The sequence below is a fragment of the Erythrobacter aureus genome, assembly GCF_003355455.1.
Lineage (GTDB): Bacteria > Pseudomonadota > Alphaproteobacteria > Sphingomonadales > Sphingomonadaceae > Qipengyuania > Qipengyuania aurea.
In genome coordinates, this window is the sequence record NZ_CP031357.1 from 2,690,681 (window position 1) to 2,717,037 (window position 26,357).

The window sequence follows — 26,357 nt, forward strand, 5'->3', positions numbered from 1 at the left end:
GTCCCCACTCACAGCGTGCGTTCACGCTCCTCGACCTCGAAGACTTCGAGCTGATCGCCCGGCTTGATGTCGTTCGTATCGGCAAGCACGACACCGCATTCGAGACCGGCGCGAACTTCGTCGACGTCGTCCTTGAACCGGCGCAGCGAGGCGATGGTGGTGGCCGAGACAATGACGTCTTCGCGCGTGAGGCGGGCATGCAGCCCCTTGCGGATGACACCTTCCTCGACCAGCAGACCGGCGGCCTTGTCCTTCTTGCCCGAACGGAACACTTCCTTGACCGCGGCACGGCCGACGACGTGTTCGATCCGCTCCGGACCCAGCTCGCCCGCCATCTCCTTCGCGATTTCCTCGGTCAGGTGATAGATGACGTCGTAGTATTTCATCTCCACGCCGTCGCGCTTCACCAGCTCGCGTGCCTTGGCATTGGGGCGGACGTTGAAGCCGATGATCGGCGCATTCGAGGCCGAAGCCAGGCTTACGTCGCTCTCGGTGATCGCACCCACGCCTGCATGCAACACGCGGACCTTGATGTCGTCGTTCGAGAGGTTGTGCAGCGCGGTCGTGATCGCCTCGACGCTGCCCTGCACGTCGGCCTTCACCAACACGGGGAATTCGATGACGTTGGCCGCAAGGTTGTTGAACATCGTATCGAAGCTGGTCGGAGCAAGCGCGGTGCGCTTCTCGGTCGCCTTTTCCTGACGATATTCGGCCACTTCGCGGGCACGCTGTTCGTTCTCGACCACGGTCAGCACGTCACCGGCCGATGGCACGCCGCCCAGGCCAAGGACTTCGACCGGCATGGATGGCCCGGCCTTTTTGATCTGCTTGCCCTGATCGTTGACGATCGCGCGCACACGGCCGCTTTCGGTGCCCACCACGAAGGTGTTGCCCCGCTCCAGCGTACCGCGCGTGATCAGCACGGTGGCGACCGGGCCGCGACCCTTGTCGAGCTGCGCTTCGATCACGGTGGCTTCGGCCATCCGGTCGGGATTGGCCTTGAGTTCGAGCAGTTCGGCCTGCAGCGCGATCTTTTCGAGCAATTCGTCGAGACCGGCCTTGGTCTTGGCCGAGATTTCCACGTCCTGCACATCGCCCGACATCTTCTCGACGATGACCTCGTGTTCGAGCAGACGGGTGCGGATATTGTCCGGATTGGCTTCGGGCTTGTCCATCTTGTTGATCGCCACGATCATCGGGACGCCCGCGGCCTTGGTGTGATTGATCGCCTCGATCGTCTGCGGCATGATGCCATCGTCGGCAGCCACCACGAGAACCACGATATCGGTGACGTTGGCACCGCGCTGACGCATTTCGGTAAAGGCGGCGTGGCCCGGCGTATCGAGGAAGGTGACCAGATCGCCGCCCTTCGTCTTCACCTGATAGCTGCCGATGTGCTGGGTAATGCCGCCGGCTTCGCCCTTCACGACATTGGCACCGCGCAGCGCGTCGAGCAGGCTGGTCTTGCCGTGATCGACATGGCCCATAATGGTGACGACCGGCGGACGCGGCTTGAGCGTTTCTTCCGGATCGACATCCTCCTCGGCGGCGATATCGACATCGGCCTCGGAGACCTTCTGGATATTGTGGCCGAACTGATCGACGAGCAGTTCCGCCGTATCCTGGTCGATCGTCTGGTTGACGGTGACCATCATGTCGAGATTGAAGAGTTCCTTGACGAGGTCGGCCCCCTTCTCGCCCATGCGCTTGGCCAATTCGCCAACCGTGATGGCTTCGGGAACGACCACGTCGCGCACCTGCTTTTCACGCGGCTTGCTGGAGCCGCCGCCCTGCATGCGGCGTTCCTTTTCGCGCGCACGCTTGAGCGCGGCGAGGCTGCGGGCGCGGCGGCCTTCGTCCTCGTTCAGGGCCTTCTTGACCGAAAGCTTGCCTGAACGGCGCTTGTCGGTCTTCTCTGCTCCGCGCGCGGGCTTTTCTTCTTTTTTCTTGCGCTCCGGCTTCTTGGGCTCTGGACGTGCAACCGGCGTGAAGCGGCGCGGGGCCGGCGCGGGCGTGCCGCTCGGTTTCTCCTCCCGCTTGGGGGGAGCCTCTTTCGAAGTGGCGGCGACGTCTTCCTTTGGCGCGTCCTTGGGTGCTTCTTTGGCCTTCTTCGCTTGTTCGGCCGCCTGTTTGACAGCCTCTTCCTCGGCCTTGCGGTTTTCCTCGGCGCGCTTCTTCTCGTCCTCGGCAGCCTTTCGGGCCTGCTCTTCCTCGCGCTTGCGCGCTTCCTCTGCGAGACGCAGGCGCTCTTCCTCGGCCTCGCGCTGGAGACGCGCGACGCGCTCTTGAGGGGTTTCTCCGGCAGGAGCCGCTTTCTTCGGCGGAGCCTTCTTGGCAACCGGCGCCGGAGTCGGCTCCGGAGCGGGCGGCGGAGGCGGCGGTGGGGCGGAGGCGCGGCCTCGCCCGGCTTTACGAGCTTGCGGCGGCGCTTCACCTCGACCGCGACCTTGTTGGTGCGGCCGTGGCTGAAGGTCTGCTTGACCTCGCCCGGCTGCGCGCCCTTCAAGGTCAGCGGTTTACGGGCTGGTTTCTTGTCGTCGTCGCTCATTCTGGCTCGTTTCTCTTCGTCTCAATCGTTCAATTCGTCATCGGCGCGTGCGGAAACGCGCCCATCAGCGGCGGGCAGGTCGTGCCCCAAATAGTGCGTAAGGCGCGCAAGGGCCTTCATCACCCTCGCTGCCGCGGCTTCATCGGCAAGCGCCAGATGGACGACATTGTCGCGGCCCAATGCCACAGACAAAGCGTCCCGGTCCAGAGGCAGTTCGAGACCGCGTTCGCCCGACCCTTCCGATTGGCGCCCCACGCGCCAGGCCTGGTCGAGCTTCTTGCGCCCGTCCTCGCTCGCGTCGCGGGCGTGCAACAGGAGGGCGACCGCCCCGCCGCGCGCCGTTTCGGCGATGCGCTGGGTGCCCAAGATAAGACTTCCCACGCGCATTTCGAGACCCAGCCGGTCGAGCAGGACACGCGTGAGCGCATTCTCGATCAGCTCTGGCAGGTTTTCCGCCAGTTCGAGGTCGCTTGTTTTGAAGGCCCGCGAAAGCGCGCCCTTCAACCTGCCTTTGGCCTGGGCCTCGGCGAGTTCGTCGCGCGAAACCCCGATCCAGGCGCCGCGCCCGGGCGCCTTTTCCTGCGCATCGGGCAGCACCAGTCCAGCGGGCGAGGCCACCAATCGCACGAGCGTGTCGCGCGGGGCCGTCTCCCCGGAGAGGATGCAGCGCCTTTCAGGCTCCGTTTTACGGGGCCGTGGGGCTTCAGCGATGTCGGACGTCAGGCGCTCATTGGGTGGAGTCCGCATCGGCGGCCTCCTGCGTATCGGTCGTCTCGGCGGGGGCCGGAGCTTCCTCTTCGTCTTCGAACCAATGCGCGCGGGCAGCCATGATGATCTCGTTGCCCTGCTCTTCGGTCAGCCCGAATTCGCCCAGCACGCCGCCCTTGTCCTGCTCGCGCATGGGACGGTCGCGGCGCATCGGCGGGCCATCGGAATTGTTGCGGCGGCGCGGCGCTTCGCGCTTCTTCTGAATCAACTCGTCGGTTGCCAGATCGGCCACATCGTCGAGCGTTTTCAGGCCCGCCTTGCCGAGCACGACCAGCATCGCCTCGGTAAGATGCGGCAATTCGGCCAGATCGTCTTCGACCCCAAGTTCGCGGCGTGCCTCGCGGTGCGCAGCCTCCTGGCGGTCGATCGCTTCCTGCGCACGGCTCTGGAGTTCTTCGGCCAGTTCCTCGTCGAAACCTTCGATCCCGGCGAGCTCTTCCAGCTCGACATAGGCGACTTCTTCCAGCTCGGCGAAACCTTCGGCGACGAGTAGCTGCGAGAGCGTTTCATCGACATCGAGTTCCTCTTCGAACATCTTCGAACGCTCGGCGAATTCCTTCTGGCGCTTCTCCGAGGCCTCTTCCTCGGTCATAATATCGATCTGGTTGCCGGTCAGCTGGCTGGCGAGGCGCACGTTCTGGCCGCGGCGGCCGATGGCGAGGCTGAGCTGATCGTCGGGAACGACCACTTCGATGCGGCCGTCTTCCTCGTCGAGAACCACGCGGCTGACAGTGGCCGGCTGGAGCGCGTTCACGATAAAGGTCGCGCCATCTTCCGACCAGGGAATGATGTCGATCTTCTCGCCCTGCAGCTCCTGCACGACTGCCTGGACGCGGCTACCCTTCATGCCGACGCAGGCGCCGACGGGATCGATGCTGCTGTCATGGCTGATCACGCCGATCTTGGCGCGACTGCCGGGATCGCGAGCGGCGGCCTTGATCTCGATGATGCCGTCGTAGATTTCGGGCACTTCCTGCGCGAACAGCTTCTTCATGAAGTCGGGATGCGCGCGGCTGAGGAAAATTTGCGGACCGCGATTGTTGCGTTCGACCTTAGTGATCAGCGCACGGACACGTTCGCCCACACGGGCGGCTTCGCGCGGGATCTGCTGATCGCGGCGGATGACGCCTTCGGCGCGGCCGAGATTGACGATCACATGGCCGAATTCGACCGACTTGATCACGCCGGTGATGACTTCGCCCGCGCGGTCCTTGAACTCTTCGTACTGGCGCTCGCGCTCGGCATCGCGGACCTTCTGGAAGATCACCTGCTTCGCGCTCTGCGCGTCGATGCGGCCCAGATCGACCGGCGGCAGCGGATCGACGATGAAGTCGCCGATCTTGGCGTCGTCCTGAAGCTTCTGCGCCTGTTTGAGGTCGACCTGCTTGAAGTAATCTTCCACTTCTTCGACCACTTCGACCACACGCCACAGGCGCAGATCGCCGGTTTGCGGGTCGAGCTTGGCGCGGATATCGTTTTCCGCGCCGTAACGGTTGCGGGCAGATTTCTGAATCGCCTCTTCCATCGCCTCGATGACGATCGCCTTGTCGATCATCTTTTCCGAAGCGACCGAGTTGGCGATCGCGAGGAGTTCAGCCTTGTTGGCGGAAATGGCACTGGCCATCAGTCGTCTGCCTTTTCTTCGTCAGGAATGTCGGGAGTTTCGACGATTTCGTCGGCACCGCTCGTATCGAGCGGCTGGGTGGCGGCAATAAGCGCGTCGGTCAAGACGAGCTTCGCCGAATGGATCTGATCGCGGGGGATGGATACCTCCCCCGCCTTTCGGTCGTCGATGGCGACCATATCGCCGTCGATGCCCTTCAATTCGCCGCGCATGTTACGCTGCCCGTCATAGCCCTTGACCATCGATATCTTGGCCTCGTGCCCTGCCCATGCAGCGAAGTCCTTCGCGCGGGTCAGCGGACGGTCGATGCCGGGGCTGGATACCTCGAGATGGTAAGCGCCTTCGATCAGCACCTCACCGGCTTCCTCGATCTCGTCGATCCGGTCGGATACACGGCGCGAAAGCGCGGCGCATTGCTCGATGACGAGCTGGCCGGTCGCCGGATCCTCGGCCATGATCTGCAACGCCTCACCGCCGTCACCGGCTTCGGAGGGCATCATCTTGACGCGCACGAGCTCGAAGCCGAGCGCCTTTGCCTCGGGTTCGATCACTTCGGTCAAGCGTGCCAGATCGGCCATTCAATCTCCAGAATACGCGTTCAATGCGCCTACGGCGTTTCGTGCCGGCCCCTTGCGGCGCCAGCCCCTCCAGTGTCACGACAATGTCGGGATGGGAAGTCAGATAGGCGCGAGTCCCTCGAAAAGCAAGCGACGATCAGCCATCATCGGCGAGAGCATGCTTTTTGATGCAATGGCGTAGTTGGTCGTAAGTCAGCCCCAGCGCCTTGGCGGTCTGTCGCTGGTTCCAGCGATGCTTGCCCAGCGCAAATTCGACGATCTGCCTTTCATGCGCATCGACCGCCGCGCGCAGGTCGTCGATACTCTCGTAATCGGTGCCTTGCAGCGCGGGCTGTGCCGCGGTCGCCGCAATGCCCGCCCTCTCGCCGCTCGGCGGAAGTCCTGCGGGTTTCCAGGGGCTGTCAAAGGGATCGAACACGACGTGTCCGATAGGTTGGCCCCAATCGTCCCAGCGATATGTCGCCCGTTCGACCACATTGCGCAGCTCGCGAACATTGCCGGGCCAATCATGCTTTTCGAGCTGCTCGGCAACGTGCGGCGCGAATCCTGGCCACCCTTCCCAGCCGAGTTCCGCCGCCATGCGACGGCCGAAATAGTCGGCCAGGACGGCAACGTCCCCATCCCGCACACGCAGGGGCGGCAAGGTGATGACTTCGAAGCTGAGCCGATCGAGCAGGTCGGCGCGAAAATCCCCGCGAGCGGCCTTGGCGGGCAAGTCCTCATTGGTGGCCGCGACGATACGCACATCGACCCGCGTGGGCCGACTCGACCCGATCCGCGTCACTTCCCCATATTCCACGGCGCGCAGCAGCCTTTCCTGCGCGCCCATGGACAAAGTGCCCAGTTCGTCGAGAAATAGCGTCCCCTTGTCGGCTTCTTCGAACCGTCCCGCCCGCACTCTGGTAGCACCGGTAAAAGCCCCGGCTTCGTGACCGAACAATTCGGCCTCGATCAGTGTTTCGGGCAAGGCGGCGCAGTTCATGACCACCAGCGGCTCGTCCCACCGGGTGGAAAGACGATGAAGGCGTTCGGCGATCAGTTCCTTGCCGGTCCCCCGTTCGCCTATGACGAGAACCGGCCGCCGCATAGGTGCCGCACGACTTGCCCGCTCGACCGCATCGAGAAAGGCACCCGATTGGCCGATAAACTGATTTTCCCGCTCCATGACCAAGATATAGGGAAATTTCCCAATGCTTGGCAATAAGAACCAATCCGTGAGTTCGGAAAAATCCTAAAACTGTTGGTTTTCCGCGTTTTTCCCAGTTTGGCACGAGCTTTGCTGAATATTGGACAACAGCAACACCGCCACATGGCCCCAGGGAGGTAACCCAAATGTACAACCGCAGCTTTTTCCGCAGCCAGCTTGGACAGGCTGCCATTGCCAGCATTGCGGCAATGGCCACTTTCGTTCTGCTGAGTTCGCAGATCGCGGTTACCACACCCACACCCGTCGTGGCGGCATACGAACAGGTCGAGATTGCATGACTTTGCCTCCCGACCACGATCCCCTAGGGCCGGAGCGCATCTCCCCCGACAGTCCCAACGGCAACAATGCCGAAGGCGCTTCGGCCCGCCCCCGCTTGTCGCGTATCGAGGAAGAGGTAGAACGGTTGCGCCGCTCCCCGACTCCGACCCGCGACGGCGGACGGTCCAAGGGATCGGACTTTTTTTCCAGTGGAGCACCATTGATGGGCATTTTTAGCCGTACTCGCGATATTATCGCAGCCAATTTCAACGACATGCTCGATAAGGCGGACGACCCCCAGAAGATGATCCGCATGATCATCCTCGAGATGGAGGAGACGCTGGTCGAGGTCCGCGCCAGTGCCGCGCGCACGATTGCTGACCAGAAAGAAATGCATCGCCACTCGGTCAAGCTCGACAAGCTTCAGATCGACTGGAACGAGAAGGCGCAGCTTGCCATTTCGAAGGACCGCGAGGACCTCGCCCGCGCCGCGCTCGTCGAGAAGAAGAAGGCGGCCGACATGAGCGAGCAGCTCAAGCAGGAAATTGCCGTCCTCGACGATGCGCTGCGGGCCTATGAACAGGACATTCAGAAGCTGCAGAACCGGTTGCGCGAAGCACGCAGCCGTCAGACGGCCATCGCCGCCCGGCTCGAAAGTGCGGAGAACCGCGTGAAGCTGCGCAGCCTGATGACCAACGAACGCGTCGACGATGCCCTATCGCGCTTCGACCAGCTCGAGCGCCGGGTCGACTATGCCGAAGGGCGCGCCGATGCGCTGAGCATTGCCGACAAATCGGACAAGCCGAGCCTGTCGGACGAGATCGCCGCGCTGGAGGGCGCCGATGCGATCGACGACGAACTCGAACAGATGAAAAAGGCGCTCGGCAAGAGCAGCGCCGACAAGGAGGACTGAGCCCATGGAAGAGATCATCATCATCCCCGCAATCTTTATCGGGCTTCCGTGGATCATCCTCCACTATATCACCAAGTGGAAGACTTCGGCCACCATCACCACCGATGACGAGGCCCTGCTCGAAGAGCTCTACAGCCTCGCCAAACGTCTCGACGACCGCATGGACACGGTCGAGCGCCTAGTCGCCAGCGACAATCCCGAATTTCGTCCCGCCCGCCTCGTCCATGACAGCGAGCAGGACAATCAGCAGCTGCGCGAACTCGAACAGCTGATGGCCGAGAAAAAAGGAGCATCCAAGTGAACAGCCCCCGTACCACGCTCTACCGCGACAAGCAGAATGCGAAACTGATGGGCGTCTGCTCGGGCATCGCGGATTATACCGGCGTCAACGTGTTCTGGGTCCGCCTGGGCTTCCTCGGCCTGACCTTCATGTCCGGCGGTTCGACCATACCGTTCTACTTCATTGCCGGTCTGCTGCTGAACAAGAAGCCACCGCACCTCTATGTCGATCATGACGAGAGCAAATATTGGCAGCGCGTCCGTCAGAATCCGAAACGCACGGCCCGCGAAATCCGCGCCCGGATGAAGGATGTCGATCGCCGTCTGGCCGATGTCGAGACCTTTTACGTCAGCAGCAATCCGCGGCTGACCGCTGAAATCGAACGCCTCCGCTAAGGCCATCAGGAAGGGGGAGGAACCATGGAAAATATCGGCGTATTCGTCCCGATCATCGCGCTGATGATCCCGATTGTGGCGATTTGGACCAAGCATCAGCAGAAGCTTGCGCAAATGAACGTCCAGACCACCGCCCAGGCTACCGCCGAAAAGGCCGCGCAATACGCCAGCAAGGTGCAGGACCTCGAAGATCGGGTTCGCGTCCTCGAGCGTATCGTGACCGACAAGGGCTACGACGTGGCGACCCAGATCGAAGCGCTGCGCGACCAGCGCTCTGTCGAGGAACGCGATGGCGGCGTACCGTTGGACATCAAGCAGGGGGAAAGAGCGTAATGGAATTCCTGACCGAAACCGCGATCATCTCCGGCGTCGCCATAATGGCCACGGGCTGGGTGGTTACCACCTGGATGCGGATCAAGAACGGCTACCCGCTCGAAAACAGCTGGGGCAAGGCTGTCTACCCGAAAAACGACCAGGCCGTGGAACGCGTGAAGCTGCTGACCCAGGAGAATGCCGAACTGCGCGCAGAGCTCGGCTCGCTCAAGGATCGGCTCGGCAATGTCGAACGCATCGTGACCGACAGCGGTTATCAGCTGACCCACGAGATCGACCGACTTCGTGAGCGCGAGGAGGTGAACTGATGGATCCCGATCTTCTCCTCATCTTCGGCTTCATTCTGGTGATGGTGATACTCGCGACCCGAACTGCGCACCTCATCCATCGCCGCACTATCCGGCATGACGAGCGCAAGCTCGAACTGAAGGCCGAGATCGAGCAGGCCAGAGCATTGCAGACCACAGTCGGCAATGCCGACTTCCGCAAGTTCGAAGAGCGCATCCGCGTGCTCGAGCGGATCGCGACCGACAGCAATCACGCGCTCGCGTCGCAGATCGAGGAATTGCGCGACCTGCAGGAGATCGAGGACCGCACCGCGCCGCAGGAGTGCACGCAATGAGCGGCTGGGTAATCGTTGCCATTATCGCGATCCTGGTCTGGGGTGTAACCCAGTGGAACCGCGCAAGGCACGGTATCGTGACCGATGAATACGGGAATGAAAGCCGTGCAGCATCCGACGATGCCGAAACAAGGCGCGAGATCGAGGAACTGCGCGAACGGATCAAGGTTCTCGAACGAATTGCGACCGACAGCAATTCGCTCGATGCCCGCAAAACGAAGAGGATCGCCGCCGAAATCGAAGCCCTGCGCGACAAGCAGGCGGATTGAGGGCGGCAGGGTTCAAGGAGGACATGAGGTGATGTTCGAACCGACAATGATAATCGCAGGCGCATCGCTGGTCGGTCTGACCATCGTCGCGGGTGCGCTGCTCAGGGCCTGGCATGGCTGGCTTGCCCTGAAACGCCAGGAACTGGAACGCACCCGCGCCAGTGAGGAACACGATGGCGGTTCATCGATCGGTGCCGCACGCATCGAGCTTTCCGACTTGAAGGAGCGGATCAAGAAGCTCGAAGCGATCGCAAGCGGAGTGGATCTGTGAGCGTCGCGCGAACCGACGCCGCGCGAGCGGGTATCGGCCTCGGCAGCGCCATCGCGGTCGCGATCAGTTGGGGCTTGCACAAATCGATCATCTGGGCCGCGATCCACGGCTTTTTCGGCTGGTTCTATGTGGTATATTACGCCTTCACCCGTCCCGGCGGCCTGTCCGGCTGAGGCCGATGGACGCTTGCCGACCAGCCCGCTAAGGGCGCGCTATGCGCACACTTTCCGACATTGCCGAAGAATACGAATTTCTCGAGGCCGACGAACGCTATCGGCTTCTGATCGAGCTTGGCCGCGAGCTTGAAGACATGCCGCAAGCGCTCAAGACCGATGCCACTCTGGTGCGGGGCTGCAGCGCGCAGGTCTGGGTATATCCCACCGGCACCGAGGAGAAACTGCATTTCCTGGCCGACAGCAATGCCGCGATCACGAAAGGGATCGTAGCCTTGGTTATTTCCGCCGTGCAGGACAAGCCCGCAGGCGAAGTCGCGCAAATGGATATCGCCGCGGCGCTCGAACCCTTCGACCTCAAGAACCAGCTTTCCAGCAACCGCACCCAAGGCGTGCCCAATATGATCGCACTGGTGAAAGAACACGCCGCGCGCATCGCAGCGCGATGATATGAAGCGCCCGGTCTATAAGGGTCTGGGCTTCGCCGCGCTGGGATTGGGCGCGGTCGGGGCGGCGCTGCCGATCGTACCGACAGTGCCGTTCCTCTTGCTCGCCGTCTATTTCTTTGCCCGGTCGAGCCCGGAGCTCGAACAGAAAATTCTCGACCATCCGCATTGGGGCCCGCAGGTGCAGGATTGGCGCGAACGCCGCGCGATCAGTCGCCGCGCCAAGACCATGGCGATCGGCGCCATGGCGACCGGTGCGGTGTTCACATGGTACACGCTGGGCCATCCCTGGTACTGGATATCCATAGCCATACTCGTCATCTGCGGGGGCTGGATCGCAACGCGCAACGAGTAACTCCCGGAACCGGGCAGCTTCTAAGCCGTTGAATTGACGAACGACGGGAGGGTAGACGAAAGGACACCCTCAATGGCAATTCTCATTCTGATCGCGACCATCTTGCTGCCCCCGCTCGGTGTTGCCCTGAAACACGGCCTCGGCGGGACGACGCTTCTGAACCTCGTGCTCACGCTGCTCGGCTTCATTCCGGGCCTGATTCACGGGCTGTACGTCAATTACGCGAAGTAACCCTGCGCAAGATATGGTCGGTTAAACCTAGAAGAGCATTCCCGAGGCCGGGACCGTTTGCGCGGTCTCGGCCTTTTCCATGGCCGCCACCTGCTCCTCGCGGTACATTTCGAATGTCCTGTTCATATCGAACAGGCTCCACACTCCCGAGACGACCATTCCATCGCCGGAGAGCTGCCCGACATAGTCGACCGGATTTTCGTAGCCTTCCACAGGATCGATATAGGTCTTGGTGAAATCGACCGATCGGCCCTGGCGATGGCCGGAAATCTCGGCACCGATTGTCCGTTCTGGCTGGAACAAATCCGGTTCGATCACCGAACCGGAAAACCGTCCGCCCTTGTCCGATATACGCACACGAAACGGCGTGATTGCCAGGCCTCCGGGATAGCTGAAGCTGCCATCCCAATCGCCGGACAGGTCGAGCGGGTCGGAGATGGGCTCAGGCTCCGGCGCTTTCGCGGACCACGGCGATTCCCGCTTCGCGCTGGCGCCTGAGTTCCGCTTTCAGCTTGGCCGGATCGCGCGCGAAAACGAAGCCGAAGCTCACCCCGCCTTCCTTGCCGACAGTTGCATGATGCAGCTTATGCGCCTGAACCAGACGCTTGGCATATCCCTTTTTCGGGACCCATCTGAAATAGCGCTGATGGACGAGCCCATCATGCACCAAGGTATAAATGACGCCGTAAAACAGGATGCCGAGGCCGATCCACGTGCCCGGCCACCAAGCATTTTTCCCCATCACCCACTCGCTGCCCAGCGCGAACATCGAAATGCTCATCGCCGCGCCCACGATAGCGTAGAGATCGTTCTTTTCGAACATGTTATCGTGCGGCTCGTGATGGTCGCGGTGCCAGCCCCAGCCGAAACCATGCATGATGTATTTGTGGCTTGCCCACGCCACCCATTCCATCGCGAAAATGGTGGCGAGCACGAGAAGGGCGGGAACCAGGAAATCCATGATGTCGGTATAAAGGCTATCGCCTCGCAGGCAAAGCCCACTTGCAAGCACTATTCGTCGGCAAAGGGTTCCTGCTTGCGCGGAAGACCAAAGAAGGTTTCCGCCACATCGCGGCTGATGCGCGCAGGCCGCAGGCTTTCGGCATCGATGCAGCACCACATGCTTTTCACCTCGGCGAGCACATCCTCGCCGCGGCGGATCACCGTGTTATAGAAACTGCGCGCGCCGGCGATCTTCTCGAGCACCGTTTCGGCGATCACCTCGTCATCGAGAAACGCGGGTTTCCGGTAGGTGATTTCGTGTTTCAGCGCGACCCAGGCCTTGCTGGCCACCTCTTCCGCGGGGGCCAGCTTTTGCCAGTGCGCCAGAACCGTATCCTGCACCCAGTTCAGATAGCGCGCATTGTTCACGTGCCCCATGAAGTCGATGTCCGAGGGAATCACTTTGATCGGGAAGGAAAATGGCTTTGCTGACATGTCTGTTAATAGAGCAGAGATAGGTTAAGTTTGGAAGACTCTGGATTTGCCTTTTTGCAGGCGTGGCAAAGCTGCCGCACACTCCGCCCCGATGGCCAGCAAACCGCGCACACTCTACGAGAAGATCTGGGACAGCCACGTTGTCGAACGGCTCGATGACGGAACCTGCCTGATCTATATCGACCGCCACCTCGTTCACGAGGTCACCAGCCCGCAAGCCTTCGAGGCGCTGCGCCTCGCAGGTCGCAGGGTGCGGCGTCCCGATCTTACCCTTGCCGTTCCCGACCATAACCTGCCCACGACGGCGCGCGTGGCGGCGGACGGATCGCGGCTTCCGATCGAGGATGCGCAAAGCGCCGCGCAGCTTGCCGCGCTGGAACGCAACGCACCGTCTTTCGGCATCGACTATATCGATGCGGTCGCGCCCGAGCAGGGAATCGTTCACGTCGTCGGGCCGGAGCAAGGCTTTTCGCTGCCGGGCGCGACCATCGTCTGCGGCGACAGCCACACCGCCGCGCATGGCGGCGTGGGGGCGCTGGCCTTCGGCATCGGAACGAGCGAGGTCGAGCATGTGCTCGCCACGCAGACTCTCCAGCTACGCCAGTCGAAATCGATGGAGGTGCGCGTCGAAGGCACGCTCGGCCCCGGCGTTACTCCGAAGGATCTGATCCTGCACATCATCGGCGTGATCGGAACCGCTGGCGGCACGGGCCATGTGATCGAATATCGCGGGCGTGTTTTCGAGGAGATGAGCGTCGAGGGCCGCCTGACCGTCTGCAATATGAGCATCGAAGGCGGTGCGCGCGCCGGCCTGATCGCGCCCGACGACAAGGTGTTCGCCTATCTCGAAGGCAAGCCCTACGCGCCCAAGGGCCAGGACTGGAATCGTGCCGTGAAATGGTGGCGTTCCCTCGCCACCGACGAGGGGGCGACCTTCGACAAGTCGATCGTCATCGATGCCGCCGATGTCGAGCCGACGGTCAGTTGGGGCACGAGCCCCGAAGACGTCGTGCCCGTGGGCGGCCGCGTCCCTTCCCCCGACAGTTTCGCGGATCCATCCAAGCAGGAGGCAGCCAGGAAAAGCCTCGATTACATGGGCCTCGCGCCTGAAACGCTGATCGAGGACATCGCGGTCGAGAACATCTTTATCGGAAGCTGCACCAACAGCCGGATCGAAGATTTGCGCGCCGCCGCGGAAGTGCTGAACGGCCGCACCAAGGCGCCGAGCGTGCGCTGGGCCATCGTGGTGCCCGGTTCGGGGCTTGTGAAGCGACAGGCGGAAGCCGAGGGACTCGATCGCATTTTCACGAATGCGGGGTTCGAATGGCGCGAACCGGGCTGTTCCGCCTGTCTCGCGATGAACCCGGACAAGGTCCCGCCGGGCGAACGCTGCGCTTCGACCAGCAACCGCAATTTCGTCGGCCGCCAGGGGCCGGGGGCGCGAACGCATCTCGTCAGCCCCGCCATGGCCGCCGCCGCCGCTGTCACCGGGCGCCTCACCGATGTACGCAAGCTGCCCCCTTGCCAAGCCGATGACGGCTAACCATTGAGGGAACATGACCAAAAAGCTTTCCGGAAAAGCCGCTATCGCCGGAGCCATCGGCTCCGCCGCCGTCGCCGCAGCCCTGCTCTATGCGAACAAGCGCAAGGAAAGGAAGAACGCCCCGAAACAGCCGGGGCCTATTCCCTCGGGGGAGAATCCCGAAACCGATTGAGTTCGCACGCCAAGGGGGAGAGAAACATGTCGCCGAAATCAATTTTGCTGGCCACGCTGCTGGCGGGCCTTGGCATGCCGGCCGCGGCACAAACCGAACCGGACATCGAGATGTGGCGGCTCGATTGCGGCACGATCGAACTCAGCGACACCGCACCGTTTTCCGACACGCATCTCTACGATGGCGAAGCCCGCATCCTGGCGGATAGCTGTTACCTGATACGCAACGGCGACAGGTATCTCTTGTGGGATACCGGCCTGCCCGCGGCGCTGAAGGGTACCAGCACGACACAGTGGGTTTTCACGCTGAGCATCGACAAGACCATTGCGGAGCAACTCGCCGAAATCGAGCTGACACCGTCCGACATCACTTTCGTCGGTATAAGCCACTATCATGACGATCACATAGGCCAGGCGGCGGGCTTTCCCGATGCAGAGCTGCTGATCGGGCGCGGCGATGCGGAAGCCGTCGCTTCGGGCCGGATGGAAGCAACCCGTGCCCAGCTCGCCCCATGGCTTGCCGACGGTGCCAGTGGTAAAGTGACGCGTATTGCCGCCGATCACGACGTGTTCGGCGACGGTTCCGTGCGTATGGTGGCGATGCACGGCCACACGCCGGGGCATAAATCGCTTGTGGTCGAGCTCCCGCAATCGGGCACCTACATGCTCACCGGCGATCTCTATCATTTCGAAGAGCAGATCGAAAACAAGGGCGTCCCTGTCTTCAATACCGACCGCGCGGACACGCTCGCATCGTTCCACCGGTTCGACCAGATGGCCGACAATCTCGATGCGACCATCGTGATCCAGCACGATCCCCGCCATCTCGACCGGCTGCCCACCTTTCCCAAGAGCGCCAGATAATGAAAGCTGTCTCGACCATCGAAGGCCGCGCGATTCCGCTCGGCCTCAAGAATATCGATACCGACGTGATCATTCCCGCGCACTGGCTCAAGACCGTCAGCCGCGAAGGCCTTGGCAAGGGTGCGTTCGAAACGATCCGCGCGGCCCCCGGCAATCCCTTCGACGTGGAGGATTTCGCCCATGCGCCGATCCTTATCGCGGGCGACAATTTCGGCTGCGGGTCGAGCCGTGAACATGCGGCATGGGCCATGCTCGACATGGGTCTGACCGCGGTCATCGCGCCGAGCTTTTCCGACATCTTCGCGGGCAATGCCTTCAAGAACGGCATCCTTGCAGTCGAATTGCCGCAGGAACAGGTCGACCGCCTGCTCGAGGTCGCGAAGGATCAGCCAATCGCGATCGACCTCGAAAACCAGGTCGTCACGACCCCGTTTCAGGACCGCTTCACCTTCCAGATCGACCCGTTCCGCAAGCGCTGCCTGCTCGAAGGGCTCGACGAAATCGGCCTGACGCTCGGCAGCGAGAGCGCGATCACGAAACACGAACAAATGCGCGAGGGCGCCATGCCCTGGCTCGATAAACCAAGCAGGAGAGATGCAGCGTGAAGGCAGTCCTTTCAAAGGAAGTCGGTGGCCCGGAAACCCTCGTCGTCGAGGATATCGACGAGCCGACGCCCGGCAAGGGTGAGGTTTTGGTCAAGGTCGCTGCCTGCGCAATCAATTTTCCCGACACGCTGATCATTCGCGATCTGTATCAGTTCAAGCCATCCCGTCCTTTTGCGCCGGGGGGCGAAATTTCCGGCACCATCGAGGCACTGGGCGAAGGGGTCGAAGGCTTCGCCGTGGGCGACAAGGTCATGTGCGGCGTCGGCAATGGCGGCTTGCAGGAAAAGGTCGCCGTGGCAGCCGCCCGCCTGTTCAAGGTGCCCGACGGGATCGACCTGGTGAAAGCCAGCGCCCTGCTGATGACTTACGGTACGACCATTCACGGGCTCAAGGATCGCGGCGAGATCAAGGAAGGCGAGACCGTACTCGTGCTGGGCGCCGCGGGCGGTGTCGGCCTGTCGGCGGTCGAACTGGCCAAGGCCTATGGTTGCCGCGTGGTGGCAGCGGTCTCGACCGAGGAGAAAGGCGAAGTTGCCAGGAAGGCGGGGGCCGACGAAGTCGTGATCTACCCACGCGCACCTTTCGACAAGGACACTTCCAAACAGCTTGCAGGCGACTTCAAGGCGGCGGTCGGTCCGAACGGTGCCGATATCGTCTACGACATCGTTGGCGGCGACTATTCCGAACCCGCGCTGCGTTCGATCGCCTGGGAAGGCCGCTTCCTCGTCGTCGGGTTTCCGGCGGGAATCGCCAAGATGCCGCTCAACCTGACCCTGTTGAAGAGCTGCGACATCCGGGGTGTGTTCTGGGGCGCCTTCACGGCGCGCGAACCTGAACGCAACCAGGCGAATATCGAGGAACTCTTCGATCTGTGGAAGGCCGGCAAGATCGAGCCTCTGGTAAGCGAAACCTACCCCATCGAGCGCGCGCATGAAGCCATCGCGAAGCTGGAGAACCGGGGCGCTATCGGCAAGCTCGTCGTCACGATGGAATAGCTGTTTCCGCTGCTGCGGCGGCGAGAATATCCGGTTCGCATGGCGCGGGATTGTTGCAAGCCGCGCCTTGGCGGGGACTCATCTCTTGTTTCACACGCCGCCCGCGCCTATTCCGGCCTCGCAAGATTCCATCCCGAGAGGACTGACATGACCGATTTCAAGGATCGCGAGCGCGGCGAGGAAGCCAAGTTCGCTTTCGACGAGGAAAATGCTTTCAAAATCGCCGCCCGCCGCAATCGCTTGGTCGGTGAATGGGCCGCCGGGAAGATGGGCCTGACCCAGGAAGAGACGGATGCCTATAAAAAGGCGGTCGTGCAGGCGGACTTCGAGGAAGCGGGCGACGAAGACGTGATCCGCAAACTGCTGGGCGATCTCACGGCTGCCGAATGCGATGTAAGCGAATCCGACATCCGCGCGAAGCTGGAAGAATGCGCCATCGAGGCGCGCCGCCAGTTCATGAGCGAGCGGAACTGACACAATGCCGATGGCTGCGGACGACATCGTGACGCTGATCGAAGAGGCACTTCCGGGCGCGGTCGTGGAAATGCGCGATCTGGCAGGCGATAACGATCACTGGGCTGCGAAGGTCACGGCTCCGCAATTCGCGGGGCTCACTCGAGTTAAGCAGCACAAGCTGGTTTACGATGCCCTCGGAGAGCGAATGGGCGGCGAACTGCACGCCTTGCAACTGACAACTCAAGCCCCCACCTGAACCCGACAGGTCAAATTCTATATAAAGGACGGACCCGATGTCCGACACCAACCAGCGCATCGCCGATATCGTCGGCGGCAACGATGTCGTCCTCTTCATGAAGGGCACCCCGCTGTTTCCGCAATGCGGCTTTTCGAGCCGCGCGGTGGCGATTCTCGACCATTGCGGTGTCGCCTATGACAGTGTCGATGTCCTTCAGGACATGGAAATCCGCCAGGGCATCAAGAGCTATTCGGACTGGCCGACCATTCCCCAGCTCTATGTGAAGGGCGAATTCGTCGGCGGTAGCGATATCATGATGGAGATGTTCGAGGCTGGCGAGCTTCAGCAGATGATGGACGACAAGCAGGTCGCCAAAGCGTCCTGATCTTTTCCGCCCGCGAGACGGCTCGATCCAAAGCTATATGGGGTAATTGCCTTCGTAGGGTTCCATGGGTGGCGACACGCCTCGCCTCTGTCCCCTTCGAACCATTCGCCCTGAGACCCAAACGGGTAAGGCCCGCACGGTTAGACTTCCGTGCGGGCCTTTATGCGTCTCGGGTGTCGGGTTTGGAGACCTTTGGGCTGACACCCCCGTTTGAAGATCTGAACGGGACGTACGGATAGAATGCACAGGGTATGCCAAAATCGGGAAGTCGGACGAATTCCGCGAATGATATGCTTAACGCCCTTTTCGGCGTATCGCTTAATGTAAAGAATGTCGACAGTATCGCGATACCTTTGCCCTTGGCAATGCGCCCGCCTCCGGCCACTACGTGAACATGAGTGAGCAAAGCGATACCGGGTCCGAGGGCATCCCCGCAGCAACTGTGGTCATCTTTCGCAATGCCCCGCAAGGCGGTCCTCCGCAGCTCCTGATGACCATCCGTTCGCGCGAAATGGTCTTTGCCGGGGGTATGGCGGTTTTTCCCGGCGGGCGGGTGGATCCGGCCGATTTCGATCTCGGTGCCGCAGTGGGCGGCCCGCTGGACCCGGAGGAAGCCGCCCATCAAGTGGCGGTGGTGCGCGAAACGCTGGAAGAAACGGGCCTGGTCATCGGCCTGTCCGGCGAGATCGACGCTGCAAAGGCGCGTGCGGCCCGCGATTTCCTGCAGGAGACCGGCGAACTCTCGCCGGTGCTCGATCATTTCGGCTGGGAACTGGAGCTCGACCAGCTTGTGCCTTTCGCCCGCTGGTTTCCGAAAAACGAGAATATTCCGCGCGTGTACGATACGCGTTTCTACCTTGCCGATCTGGGCACCGGCGCGGTCGAGATCGAGGCCGATCTTTCGGAAAACACGCATCTTTTCTGGACCACCGCCCAAGGGGCGCTCGACGCGGCGGAGAAGGGCGACATCAAGATCATTTTCCCTACCCGCCGCAATCTCGAGCGGCTCGCGCAGTTCGACAGCTTCGCCGAGGCCAAGGCGCAGGCCGAGGCTATCCCAGTGCGCACGATCACGCCCCATATGGGCGAACGCGACGGGAAGACCTGGCTCGAGATCGGCGAAGATCTCGGCTATCCTGTTACGGCAGAACCCCTGACAACGGTCGCGCGTAGCTGAAGAGCGAATATATCAGCCCCTAGGCGGGCAGGTTCGCCGTCCCGGCCACACCCCACCGTTCGAGAACGGCCCGCACATCCGCGGCCTCCTCGACCGTTTCCGGGGGTGTCCGCACAGGCGATCGGGAAAATCGCGGTGCAGGACGCGGCTGGAAAGCCGCCTTTCCGGAAATCAGCGAACCGCGGGTATCATTCGTCGTGCTCGTCGCGGCTTCTTGAAGCGTGAGAACGGGTGTTACGCAGGCATCGCGATCGGCAAACCGCGTTTCCCATTCCCGCATCGGTCGCCTCTTGATGATGGACGCGATCGATGCGGCACGGTCGGGCCAATGCCGTGGGTTCAGATGGTCGGGAAAATCCTCCGTCCGCAAGCCGAGACCCGCAATGAACGCATCGTGAAACGGTTTTTCCAGCGCGCCAACCGCGATATGGCGTTCATCGGCGGTTCCATAGCAGCGATAGAAATAGGCGCTTCCATCGAGGAGGTTTCCCCCTCGACCGGGAAACCACTGACCCATCTGCATCCAGCCGGCCAATTGCGTCATCAGGACGCTGATTCCGTCTATCATGGCGACGTCGAGCACCTGCCCCATGCCGGACCTTTGGCGTTCTTGCAGCGCGGCCAGCACTCCCATGGCAAGGAACATGCCGCCGCCGCCGAAATTCCCGACGAGATTGAGTGGCGGTGTCGGCGGGCCGTCAAACGGCCCGATCGGAAAGAGCCCGCCGCTCAGAGCAAGATAATTGATGTCGTGCCCGGCTTTCCGGCTGAGCGGCCCATCCTGCCCCCACCCGCTCATGCGCGTATAAATCAGCCGTTCGTTCAGGCTGCATAACTCGTCGGGACCCAACCCCAGGCGCTCCATCGTGCCGGGGCGATAGCCTTCGATGAGAACATCGGCTTTGCGGACGAGGTCGAGGACCAGATCACGCCCCCCTTCCGATTTGAGGTCGAGCGAGATGGTGGGTCTTCCCCGGAAAACGAAATCGAATTTGGCATCTCCGCCCAATGGATTGATCGTTCCGGCGCGTTGAATGCGAATGCATTCGGCTCCGAGATCGGCGAGCAGCATCGCCCCGAACGGGGTAGGCCCCAGCCCGGAGAATTCGAGAACCCTCATCTCGGCCAGAGGCATCGGCCCCTTCGCCTCCGAATTGACCGCATCGGCCTGCATTTCGCTCATGTCGTCTCCCAAGAATATTCCCGTAAGTTGAAAAATATACTAGCCAGTATATGCTTTGCCTGTCACTATTCCAAAAGACGACCCGCGAAAAGCGGGCATCGACAGAGGAGAGGATTCGAGATGGGAAGCGTCATACCCAGCGAGCTACGGTTCACCCGAACCGAACGTGTCACCATGGGCCAACCGGCGGCAGATGCCCTGCTGGATCAAGCACAGGCCATGAATTGCCGGAAAGTATTTCTCATCGCCTCCTCTACCCTGAGGGAGAAGACCGAGGAAATCTCCAAGATCGAGAAGGCCCTCGGCTCGCGCCATGCGGGGACGTTCAGCGGCATAGCACCGCACGCCCCGCGCGCCGATGTGCTTGCAGCCACCGAGGCCGCGCGTGATGCCGGTGCCGATCTTATCGTATCGATCGGCGGCGGGTCGGCGACCGATGCGGCCAAGATCGTCAGCCTGCTCGTCAAGCATGACGTCCGCACGGTGGAGGATTTCGAACCCCTGCGCACCTATGTCAGCGAAGAGGGCGAGGTCATCAATCCGATCACGGTTGGCCCCGACATTCCGGTCATCTGCGTGCCGACCACATTATCCGGCGGGGAATTCAACGCTCTTTCGGGCTGTACCGACGAAGGCACCCAGCACAAGCAGGCCTACGAGCATCGCGACATGGCACCGGTCATGGTGGTGCTGGACCCCGCGATCACGATGCACACCCCGCATGGCTCTGGCTTTCCACCGGCGTTCGTTCGGTGGACCATGCCATCGAAACGCTGTCCTCCGACAAATCCAACGATTTCGCCGATGGGCTTGCCGAAAGCGCGCTCAAACTGCTGGTCGAAGGCCTCCCCGGGTCAAAGCCGATCCGAATGATCTGGAGGCGCGCCTGAAATGCCAGATTGGCGCCTGGCAATCGATGATCAGTATCATCGGGGGCGTGCCGATGGGGCCAGTCACGCGATCGGCCACATTCTGGGCGGGACATGCGATGTGCCGCACGGCCACTGTTCGTGCGTCATGGCGCCTTACGTCCTCCAATGGAATGCGGAATATGACGATAGCCGCCAGCATCGCACGCTGGCCATTCTCGGCAACACGCATCCTACCGCGGCACAAGCGCTGGACGCCTTCATTCGCGGGCTCGGCATGCCCCGCACGCTGGGCGAGGTCGGAGTGGACCAGGCGCAATTCCGGCAAATCGCCGAATACACGCTGCTCGACATCTGGGGCCGGACCAATCCGCGCCCGGTGAGAACCGCCGACGACGTAATGCAAATCCTGAATCTGGCAGCTTGAGGGGGCGGTATGACCAAACAACGCGATTTCACCGATCCACGCGTTCCGAACCGCGACGAGTGTGTCCTGCGATACCTGCTCGACAAATGGGCGGACGAGCGGACCGACAAGGCGCATGTCGTCTTTGCGGACGGAGAGGAATGGACCTTCGGCGAATTGCAGGAGAAGGTCCGCGCCAAGGCCGCCGGCCTTCGCGAACTCGGCGTTCGGCAGGGAGAACACGTTGCCGTGTGGCTGCCCAACGGACGGGAAGCGCTGATCGCCTTTTATGCGATCAACTATATCGGCGCAGTGTTCGTGCCCTTCAACACGGCCTATCGCGGCAGCCTGTTGCAGCACGTGATCGCGAATTCGGGTGCCCGCTTCCTCCTGGTACATCCGGACTTGCTTCCTCGCCTGTCGGAAATCGATCTCGCCAAGGTGGAGAGGTTGGTGGTGACGACGGACAACCAGCCATCTTCCGCACCGCGGCCGGTCACGGCGTTCGGCAGCCTTTCGGGCGATCCGCAGGACCCCCTCCCGCTGGAACGGCCGATCGAACCGTGGGACATCCAGTCGATCATCTACACCTCCGGCACCACGGGGCCGTCCAAGGGGGTCCTGTCCTCCTATCTGCACATGTTCTCCAATGCCGGCCCCGAATCCTGGCCGATGGTGGGCGAGGACGATCGCTATATGTGCGTTGCCCCCATCTTCCATATCGGCGGGATGGGGCCGCCCTTCGTCATGCTCGCCCGTGGCGGTTCGGTGGCGATGATCGACAATTTCTCGACCGACGAATTCTGGGCGGTGGCCAAATCGACCAAATCGACCGTGGTCTTTCTGTTGGGCGTCATGGCCACCTTCCTGCTGAAAGCCGAACCGGGCCCGGCAGATCGCGATCACACGGTCAAGAAGGCTTTCATGGTGCCACTGACCGGAGACGCGCCCGCCTTCACCGAACGGTTTGGCATCGACATCTATACGATCTTCAACATGACGGAGATTTCATCTCCGGTCGTGTCCGAAGCGAACCCGACCAAGATCGGCACCTGCGGGAAGCCCCGAAGTGGCGTCGAGGTGCGGCTGGTCGACAAGAACGATTGCGAAGTTCCGGTCGGCGAAATCGGCGAAATGCTGGTCCGCACCGATCGTCCGTGGGCAATGAACAGCGGCTATAACGCCAATCCCGAGGCCACCGCAGAAGCCTGGCGCAACGGATGGTTTCATACCGGAGACGCCTTTCGCCGCGACGAGGATGGCTATTTCTATTTCGTCGACCGCGTGAAGGACGCCATCCGCCGCAGGGGCGAGAATATCTCCTCTTTCGAAGTCGAAGCCGATGTGTGTCGTCACCCGGCGGTGCGTGAAGCCGCTGCCATTGCCGTCCCCAGCGAGTATTCGGAAGACGAGGTCATGGTGGTCGTCGCACCGGTTCCCGGCCAAGCGATCGATCCGCGCGAACTGGCCGAATTCCTGATCGATACCATGCCGTATTTCATGGTGCCCAGATACATTCGTCTGCTCGACGAACTACCCAAAACGCCTTCGGCGAAGGTCATGAAAACCGAACTGAGGGCGGAAGGGATCACCGAAGACACTTGGGACCGTGAAGCCGCGGGCCTGCGCGTCAGGCGCGAAAGTTTCGGCGAATGAACCGTCTCGCCACCGAAATCCAGACAGCAGCAGGCTGCCCAAAACCATAGGACATTCCTTTCATGAACCATCCTTTCACGCACCGCCCGGTCTCTCCAGCCGATGCGGATCGAGAACTCCTGCGAGAGGGTATCGCCAAGGCCAATATTCCGGCTCTTCTGCTGGTTCTCTACCAGATGACGGGCGAGGAGCGCTGGCTGAACGAACCCTATGCTCCCAAGCGTTCGCCCGGGCTCGACGACAATGACAGCGGCCAGTTGCCCGAGAATATCCAGAACGAAATTCGCAATGCCGCAAGCGCCGCCATCGACGCATGGCTCGAAGGCCGGGAACTCGCCGTTCCGCGTCCCGACAACCGGCGCCTCGCGGAAATGTTGACCGTCGCCATGACCGAACATGTACCGCAGGAATATGGCGACATCATCGCTGCGGGCATGGAGTTCGACGAAGCGGAAAACGAGGCCGACACTGTCATCCCTGCCCACAAGAGTGCGATTGTCATCGGCGGCGGTGTCTCGGGCATTTGCGCGGGTATCGAGCTTCAGAAGCTGGGCGTTCCCTACATTCTGTTCGAAAAGAACGAGGACTTCGGCGGGACATGGTTCGAAAACAAATATCCCGGATGCGGAGTGGACACGCCGTCCCTGACCTACACCTTCTCGTGCCGACCGAACGACTGGTCGATGTATTTCCCGCTGCGCGATGAAATCGAGGAGTATCTGCTCGACACGGCGAAAGAGTTCGACCTCTATGAAAGCGCGCGGTTCCAGACCCATGTGGAGGAGGCCCGCTGGAACGAGCAAACCGGCAAATGGGATGTGACCGTCACCACGCCGCAGGGCAACCGCGAAACCCATAGCGCCGACTATTTGTTCAGCGCGGTCGGCATCCTCAACACTCCCAAATATCCGAAGATCGACGGCCTCGATGATTTCCGGGGCGATGTCTACCACACCAGTTGCTGGCCGGACGATGTCGACCTGATGGACAAGCGGGTGGCGGTAATCGGCAATGGCGCCTCGGGCATGCAGGTCGCCCCCGCGATTGCCGACGAGGTGGAAAGCCTGACCATCTTCGCCCGGTCCAAACAATGGGCGGCACCTTTCCCGCAGTTTCGCAAGACCATTCCCGAAGGTGTCCGCTATCTCATGCAGGTGGTTCCGCTATATCGCGCATGGCTGGAACAGCGTTTGTCCTGGACCTTCAACGACCGTGTGCATGGCACGCTGTTCCGCGATCCCGAATGGACCCACCCCGACCGTGCGGTCAACGAGATCAATGACGGTCATCGCCGTGCATTCACGCGCTATGTGAAGGAGCAGTTGGCGGACAGGCCCGATCTCATCGAACATGTGCTGCCCGATTACCCGCCCTTCGCGAAGCGCATGCTGCTGGACAATGGATGGTACCGGACCATCAAGAAAGATAACGTGGAGCTCATTCCCGAGCATCTCGCGAAGATCGAGGGCAAGACGCTGTATTCATCTTCCGGCAAGAGCGTGGATGCCGATGTTATTATCCTCGCCACGGGTTTTGAGACGACCCAAGTGCTCGGATCCTACGACATCGTCGGTCGTGAAGGGCAGCTTCTGCACGACAAATGGGGCAAGGACGACGCAGCCGCCTATCTGGGAACGCTGGTCCCCGGTTTTCCAAACTTCTTCATCCTTCTCGGCCCCAATGTCGGCTCCGGTCACGGCGGCAGCATGATCCGTAACATCGAGAACCAGATGCACTTCGCCGGAGAAGTGGTGCTTTCCGCAAGCGAGCACGGCGCGCGAACCGTGGAGGTCCGCGACGCGGTCTATGAGGATTACCTCCACCGGATCGACGAAGCCCATGAGAAGCTGGTCTGGACGCATCCTGGAACCGAGAACTGGTATCGCAACTCGAAAGGCCGCGTGATCGCCATCACCCCCTGGCGCAACGATGCCTTCTGGCGAATGACGCGCAAACCGAAGGAAAGCGATCTCGTTTTCAGCAGCGATAGCGCGGGGGCGGCCCACACGGCGAAGACGGGCTGAAATCCCGTCGACGCGCCCTGCACCCCCAAACCGACCCCGGACCGGCATCCCGCCGGGTCGGCCCGTCGGATACGGCAGCATGCCGGAGCTGCGCGAACGCAGCTCCGGTTGCAAAACGTCTTCGGGGCTATGTCGGCACAGGATTGAACCGATGATGCGTCAGGAGGCTACGCTCTCGATCCGGCGCGGAAGAGTGGGCGAAAATCCCCGCCGATACGCTCGACGAAAACCGAATGCGGGGCCGCGAAATGCGCGGGCACGATGCGGGCGCCCCGGTCGGCGGCACGCCCCAGTATCGCGCGCCGCGTCCGCACGGCTTCCTCCCGGTTCTCGCAATACACGCTGTTCCAGTCAGGCCGCTGAATTTGAACCGGGTGGTGCAGTATGTCCCCCGTGAACAGCGCGATTGCACTCTCGCTCTCCACTTCCAGGACCATATGCCCCGGCGTGTGGCCGGGCGAATCATGCGCGATCATGCCCTCGGCGATCGTCGCACCATTTTCGATCAGTTCCGCCTGTCCGGCAGCGATGATCGGCGCCACGCTGTCTTCGAAAACATTGGCGTTTACCGCCGCCCCTGTCAGCGAGCGGTAGGTTTCCTTTTCGGGATTCCACGCCTCTTCATCCAGAGCGGGGAAATAATAGGTCGCGTTGGGAAATGTCGGTTCCCACGCATCCCCGATTAGCCTGGTGTTCCAACCGACATGATCGATATGAAGATGGGTGCAGAAGACCTTGTCGATGTCCTCGGGGGTAAAGCCTGCCTCGCCCAACCGGTCGAGAAAATCGCCTTCCAGGTCGCCGAAAATCGGGATGCCTGGCCGCTCCTTGCGGTTTCCCGCTCCGGTATCGACCAGCACCCGCTGGGTCCCGGTATCGATCACCCAGCTCTGCAAATAGCCATAAACGAGCCCGGTGCGCAGAAAGTCCGGCACGATCCCGGTCCATCCTCCGGCGAAGACGCCGGGATCGTATTCCGCGAAGAGAGCGTCGGGCGGGCTGAACCCGCCCTGCCATTCCTCGATCCGATAGACCTTGTGGCGGCCTATCCTGAATGCCTCCAACATCCGATGTTCC

At 61.7% G+C, this 26,357-nt stretch carries 35 protein-coding genes and 1 pseudogene; 26 read left to right on the plus strand and 10 right to left on the minus strand.

Annotation, left to right across the window (positions count from 1 at the left end):
- Positions 1 to 8: 8 nt before the first annotated feature.
- The 5 genes and pseudogenes from infB to pspF form a co-directional block, all read right to left on the minus strand.
- A pseudogene (gene infB, locus DVR09_RS13230) lies at positions 9 to 2,548 on the minus strand (translation initiation factor IF-2).
- A 21-nt stretch (positions 2,549 to 2,569) separates the two neighbouring features.
- Positions 2,570 to 3,295 (minus strand): DUF448 domain-containing protein, encoded by a 726-nt coding sequence (locus tag DVR09_RS13235; RefSeq protein ID WP_115417378.1) that lies wholly within the window; start codon positions 3,293 to 3,295, stop codon positions 2,570 to 2,572.
- Positions 3,276 to 4,940, minus strand: a complete 1,665-nt coding sequence (gene nusA / locus DVR09_RS13240) for a transcription termination factor NusA (protein WP_115417380.1) — start codon at positions 4,938 to 4,940, stop codon at positions 3,276 to 3,278. Before nusA ends, DVR09_RS13235 begins: the two co-directional genes overlap by 20 nt.
- Positions 4,940 to 5,518, minus strand: a complete 579-nt coding sequence (rimP, locus tag DVR09_RS13245) for a ribosome maturation protein RimP (RefSeq protein WP_115417382.1) — start codon at positions 5,516 to 5,518, stop codon at positions 4,940 to 4,942. The genes nusA and rimP overlap by 1 nt, the downstream gene beginning before the upstream one ends.
- A gap of 136 nt (positions 5,519 to 5,654) precedes the next feature.
- A complete protein-coding gene (gene pspF / locus DVR09_RS13250; protein WP_115417384.1) occupies positions 5,655 to 6,683 on the minus strand; it encodes a phage shock protein operon transcriptional activator in 1,029 nt (342 codons plus the stop codon).
- A gap of 167 nt (positions 6,684 to 6,850) precedes the next feature.
- Between pspF and DVR09_RS17390 the strand changes: the two genes are divergently transcribed.
- From DVR09_RS17390 to DVR09_RS13305, 13 genes are all read left to right on the plus strand, one after another.
- Positions 6,851 to 7,003 (plus strand): hypothetical protein, encoded by a 153-nt coding sequence (locus DVR09_RS17390; protein ID WP_174223752.1) that lies wholly within the window; start codon positions 6,851 to 6,853, stop codon positions 7,001 to 7,003.
- A 2-nt stretch (positions 7,004 to 7,005) separates the two neighbouring features.
- Positions 7,006 to 7,896: a phage shock protein PspA gene (gene pspA / locus DVR09_RS13255; protein ID WP_370459236.1), complete on the plus strand. Its 891-nt coding sequence runs from the start codon at positions 7,006 to 7,008 to the stop codon at positions 7,894 to 7,896.
- Between the two features lie 4 nt (positions 7,897 to 7,900).
- Positions 7,901 to 8,197 (plus strand): envelope stress response membrane protein PspB, encoded by a 297-nt coding sequence (gene pspB / locus DVR09_RS13260; RefSeq protein WP_115417385.1) that lies wholly within the window; start codon positions 7,901 to 7,903, stop codon positions 8,195 to 8,197.
- The gene (gene pspC, locus DVR09_RS13265) at positions 8,194 to 8,571 is read left to right on the plus strand and encodes an envelope stress response membrane protein PspC (RefSeq protein WP_115417387.1); all 378 of its coding nucleotides are present in this window, start codon (positions 8,194 to 8,196) and stop codon (positions 8,569 to 8,571) included. The genes pspB and pspC overlap by 4 nt, the downstream gene beginning before the upstream one ends.
- A gap of 24 nt (positions 8,572 to 8,595) precedes the next feature.
- A complete protein-coding gene (locus tag DVR09_RS13270; RefSeq protein WP_115417388.1) occupies positions 8,596 to 8,904 on the plus strand; it encodes a hypothetical protein in 309 nt (102 codons plus the stop codon).
- Complete coding sequence (locus DVR09_RS13275; RefSeq protein ID WP_115417390.1) at positions 8,904 to 9,212, plus strand: hypothetical protein; 309 nt, start codon at positions 8,904 to 8,906, stop codon at positions 9,210 to 9,212. Before DVR09_RS13270 ends, DVR09_RS13275 begins: the two co-directional genes overlap by 1 nt.
- Positions 9,212 to 9,526, plus strand: a complete 315-nt coding sequence (locus DVR09_RS13280; RefSeq protein ID WP_115417392.1) for a hypothetical protein — start codon at positions 9,212 to 9,214, stop codon at positions 9,524 to 9,526. Before DVR09_RS13275 ends, DVR09_RS13280 begins: the two co-directional genes overlap by 1 nt.
- Positions 9,523 to 9,795, plus strand: coding sequence for a hypothetical protein (locus tag DVR09_RS13285; protein ID WP_115417394.1), 273 nt, complete (start codon positions 9,523 to 9,525; stop codon positions 9,793 to 9,795). The genes DVR09_RS13280 and DVR09_RS13285 overlap by 4 nt, the downstream gene beginning before the upstream one ends.
- A gap of 31 nt (positions 9,796 to 9,826) precedes the next feature.
- Positions 9,827 to 10,066 carry a hypothetical protein gene (locus DVR09_RS13290; protein ID WP_115417395.1) on the plus strand — a complete coding sequence of 80 codons (240 nt, stop codon included), beginning with the start codon at positions 9,827 to 9,829 and terminating at the stop codon, positions 10,064 to 10,066.
- Positions 10,063 to 10,239, plus strand: a complete 177-nt coding sequence (locus DVR09_RS17395) for a hypothetical protein (protein WP_174223753.1) — start codon at positions 10,063 to 10,065, stop codon at positions 10,237 to 10,239. Before DVR09_RS13290 ends, DVR09_RS17395 begins: the two co-directional genes overlap by 4 nt.
- A 41-nt stretch (positions 10,240 to 10,280) precedes the next feature.
- Positions 10,281 to 10,688, plus strand: a complete 408-nt coding sequence (locus tag DVR09_RS13295) for a SufE family protein (protein WP_115417397.1) — start codon at positions 10,281 to 10,283, stop codon at positions 10,686 to 10,688.
- 1 nt (position 10,689) lies between these two features.
- Entirely contained in the window at positions 10,690 to 11,040 is a 351-nt protein-coding gene (locus tag DVR09_RS13300; protein WP_115417398.1) for a YbaN family protein, read from the plus strand.
- A gap of 72 nt (positions 11,041 to 11,112) precedes the next feature.
- Entirely contained in the window at positions 11,113 to 11,271 is a 159-nt protein-coding gene (locus tag DVR09_RS13305; RefSeq protein WP_115417400.1) for a YqaE/Pmp3 family membrane protein, read from the plus strand.
- Between the two features lie 27 nt (positions 11,272 to 11,298).
- Here the strand turns inward: DVR09_RS13305 and DVR09_RS13310 are convergent, their stop codons facing one another.
- The 3 genes from DVR09_RS13310 to DVR09_RS13320 form a co-directional block, all read right to left on the minus strand.
- Positions 11,299 to 11,628, minus strand: a complete 330-nt coding sequence (locus DVR09_RS13310) for a hypothetical protein (protein ID WP_115417402.1) — start codon at positions 11,626 to 11,628, stop codon at positions 11,299 to 11,301.
- 85 nt (positions 11,629 to 11,713) lie between these two features.
- Entirely contained in the window at positions 11,714 to 12,232 is a 519-nt protein-coding gene (locus DVR09_RS13315) for a sterol desaturase family protein (RefSeq protein WP_115417973.1), read from the minus strand.
- A gap of 50 nt (positions 12,233 to 12,282) precedes the next feature.
- Entirely contained in the window at positions 12,283 to 12,708 is a 426-nt protein-coding gene (locus DVR09_RS13320; RefSeq protein WP_115417403.1) for an acyl-CoA thioesterase, read from the minus strand.
- 91 nt (positions 12,709 to 12,799) lie between these two features.
- Between DVR09_RS13320 and leuC the strand changes: the two genes are divergently transcribed.
- The 9 genes from leuC to DVR09_RS13365 all read left to right on the plus strand — a co-directional run bounded on the left by leuC (position 12,800) and on the right by DVR09_RS13365 (position 19,142).
- Positions 12,800 to 14,251, plus strand: coding sequence for a 3-isopropylmalate dehydratase large subunit (gene leuC / locus DVR09_RS13325; RefSeq protein ID WP_115417404.1), 1,452 nt, complete (start codon positions 12,800 to 12,802; stop codon positions 14,249 to 14,251).
- A 13-nt stretch (positions 14,252 to 14,264) separates the two neighbouring features.
- Positions 14,265 to 14,423: an isopropylmalate isomerase gene (locus DVR09_RS13330; protein ID WP_115417406.1), complete on the plus strand. Its 159-nt coding sequence runs from the start codon at positions 14,265 to 14,267 to the stop codon at positions 14,421 to 14,423.
- 26 nt (positions 14,424 to 14,449) lie between these two features.
- Positions 14,450 to 15,286: an N-acyl homoserine lactonase family protein gene (locus tag DVR09_RS13335; RefSeq protein WP_115417407.1), complete on the plus strand. Its 837-nt coding sequence runs from the start codon at positions 14,450 to 14,452 to the stop codon at positions 15,284 to 15,286.
- On the plus strand, positions 15,286 to 15,891 hold the full coding sequence (leuD, locus tag DVR09_RS13340; RefSeq protein WP_115417409.1) for a 3-isopropylmalate dehydratase small subunit: 606 nt from the start codon (positions 15,286 to 15,288) through the stop codon (positions 15,889 to 15,891). Before DVR09_RS13335 ends, leuD begins: the two co-directional genes overlap by 1 nt.
- A complete protein-coding gene (locus tag DVR09_RS13345; protein WP_115417411.1) occupies positions 15,888 to 16,886 on the plus strand; it encodes an NADPH:quinone oxidoreductase family protein in 999 nt (332 codons plus the stop codon). The genes leuD and DVR09_RS13345 overlap by 4 nt, the downstream gene beginning before the upstream one ends.
- A gap of 147 nt (positions 16,887 to 17,033) precedes the next feature.
- On the plus strand, positions 17,034 to 17,360 hold the full coding sequence (locus DVR09_RS13350; protein WP_115417412.1) for a DUF1476 domain-containing protein: 327 nt from the start codon (positions 17,034 to 17,036) through the stop codon (positions 17,358 to 17,360).
- A gap of 4 nt (positions 17,361 to 17,364) precedes the next feature.
- Positions 17,365 to 17,598, plus strand: coding sequence for a BolA/IbaG family iron-sulfur metabolism protein (locus DVR09_RS13355; protein WP_115417414.1), 234 nt, complete (start codon positions 17,365 to 17,367; stop codon positions 17,596 to 17,598).
- 37 nt (positions 17,599 to 17,635) lie between these two features.
- On the plus strand, positions 17,636 to 17,965 hold the full coding sequence (gene grxD / locus DVR09_RS13360; protein ID WP_115417415.1) for a Grx4 family monothiol glutaredoxin: 330 nt from the start codon (positions 17,636 to 17,638) through the stop codon (positions 17,963 to 17,965).
- A gap of 394 nt (positions 17,966 to 18,359) precedes the next feature.
- Positions 18,360 to 19,142 (plus strand): NUDIX hydrolase, encoded by a 783-nt coding sequence (locus DVR09_RS13365; RefSeq protein WP_174223754.1) that lies wholly within the window; start codon positions 18,360 to 18,362, stop codon positions 19,140 to 19,142.
- Between the two features lie 19 nt (positions 19,143 to 19,161).
- Here DVR09_RS13365 and DVR09_RS13370 read toward each other — a convergent pair whose 3' ends face one another.
- The gene (locus tag DVR09_RS13370; protein ID WP_234041456.1) at positions 19,162 to 20,325 is read right to left on the minus strand and encodes a CaiB/BaiF CoA transferase family protein; all 1,164 of its coding nucleotides are present in this window, start codon (positions 20,323 to 20,325) and stop codon (positions 19,162 to 19,164) included.
- 120 nt (positions 20,326 to 20,445) lie between these two features.
- Here DVR09_RS13370 and DVR09_RS17670 point away from each other — a divergent pair, with 120 nt between their 5' ends.
- From DVR09_RS17670 to DVR09_RS13385, 4 genes are all read left to right on the plus strand, one after another.
- Entirely contained in the window at positions 20,446 to 21,198 is a 753-nt protein-coding gene (locus DVR09_RS17670; RefSeq protein WP_234041457.1) for an iron-containing alcohol dehydrogenase, read from the plus strand.
- Between the two features lie 18 nt (positions 21,199 to 21,216).
- Positions 21,217 to 21,621, plus strand: coding sequence for a dehydroquinate synthase/iron-containing alcohol dehydrogenase family protein (locus tag DVR09_RS17675; protein WP_234041458.1), 405 nt, complete (start codon positions 21,217 to 21,219; stop codon positions 21,619 to 21,621).
- Between the two features lie 9 nt (positions 21,622 to 21,630).
- Positions 21,631 to 23,256, plus strand: coding sequence for an AMP-binding protein (locus tag DVR09_RS13380; protein WP_115417417.1), 1,626 nt, complete (start codon positions 21,631 to 21,633; stop codon positions 23,254 to 23,256).
- Between the two features lie 62 nt (positions 23,257 to 23,318).
- A complete protein-coding gene (locus DVR09_RS13385) occupies positions 23,319 to 25,280 on the plus strand; it encodes a flavin-containing monooxygenase (RefSeq protein WP_115417418.1) in 1,962 nt (653 codons plus the stop codon).
- Between the two features lie 167 nt (positions 25,281 to 25,447).
- Here the strand turns inward: DVR09_RS13385 and DVR09_RS13390 are convergent, their stop codons facing one another.
- A complete protein-coding gene (locus DVR09_RS13390; RefSeq protein ID WP_115417420.1) occupies positions 25,448 to 26,347 on the minus strand; it encodes an MBL fold metallo-hydrolase in 900 nt (299 codons plus the stop codon).
- Positions 26,348 to 26,357: the final 10 nt, after the last annotated feature.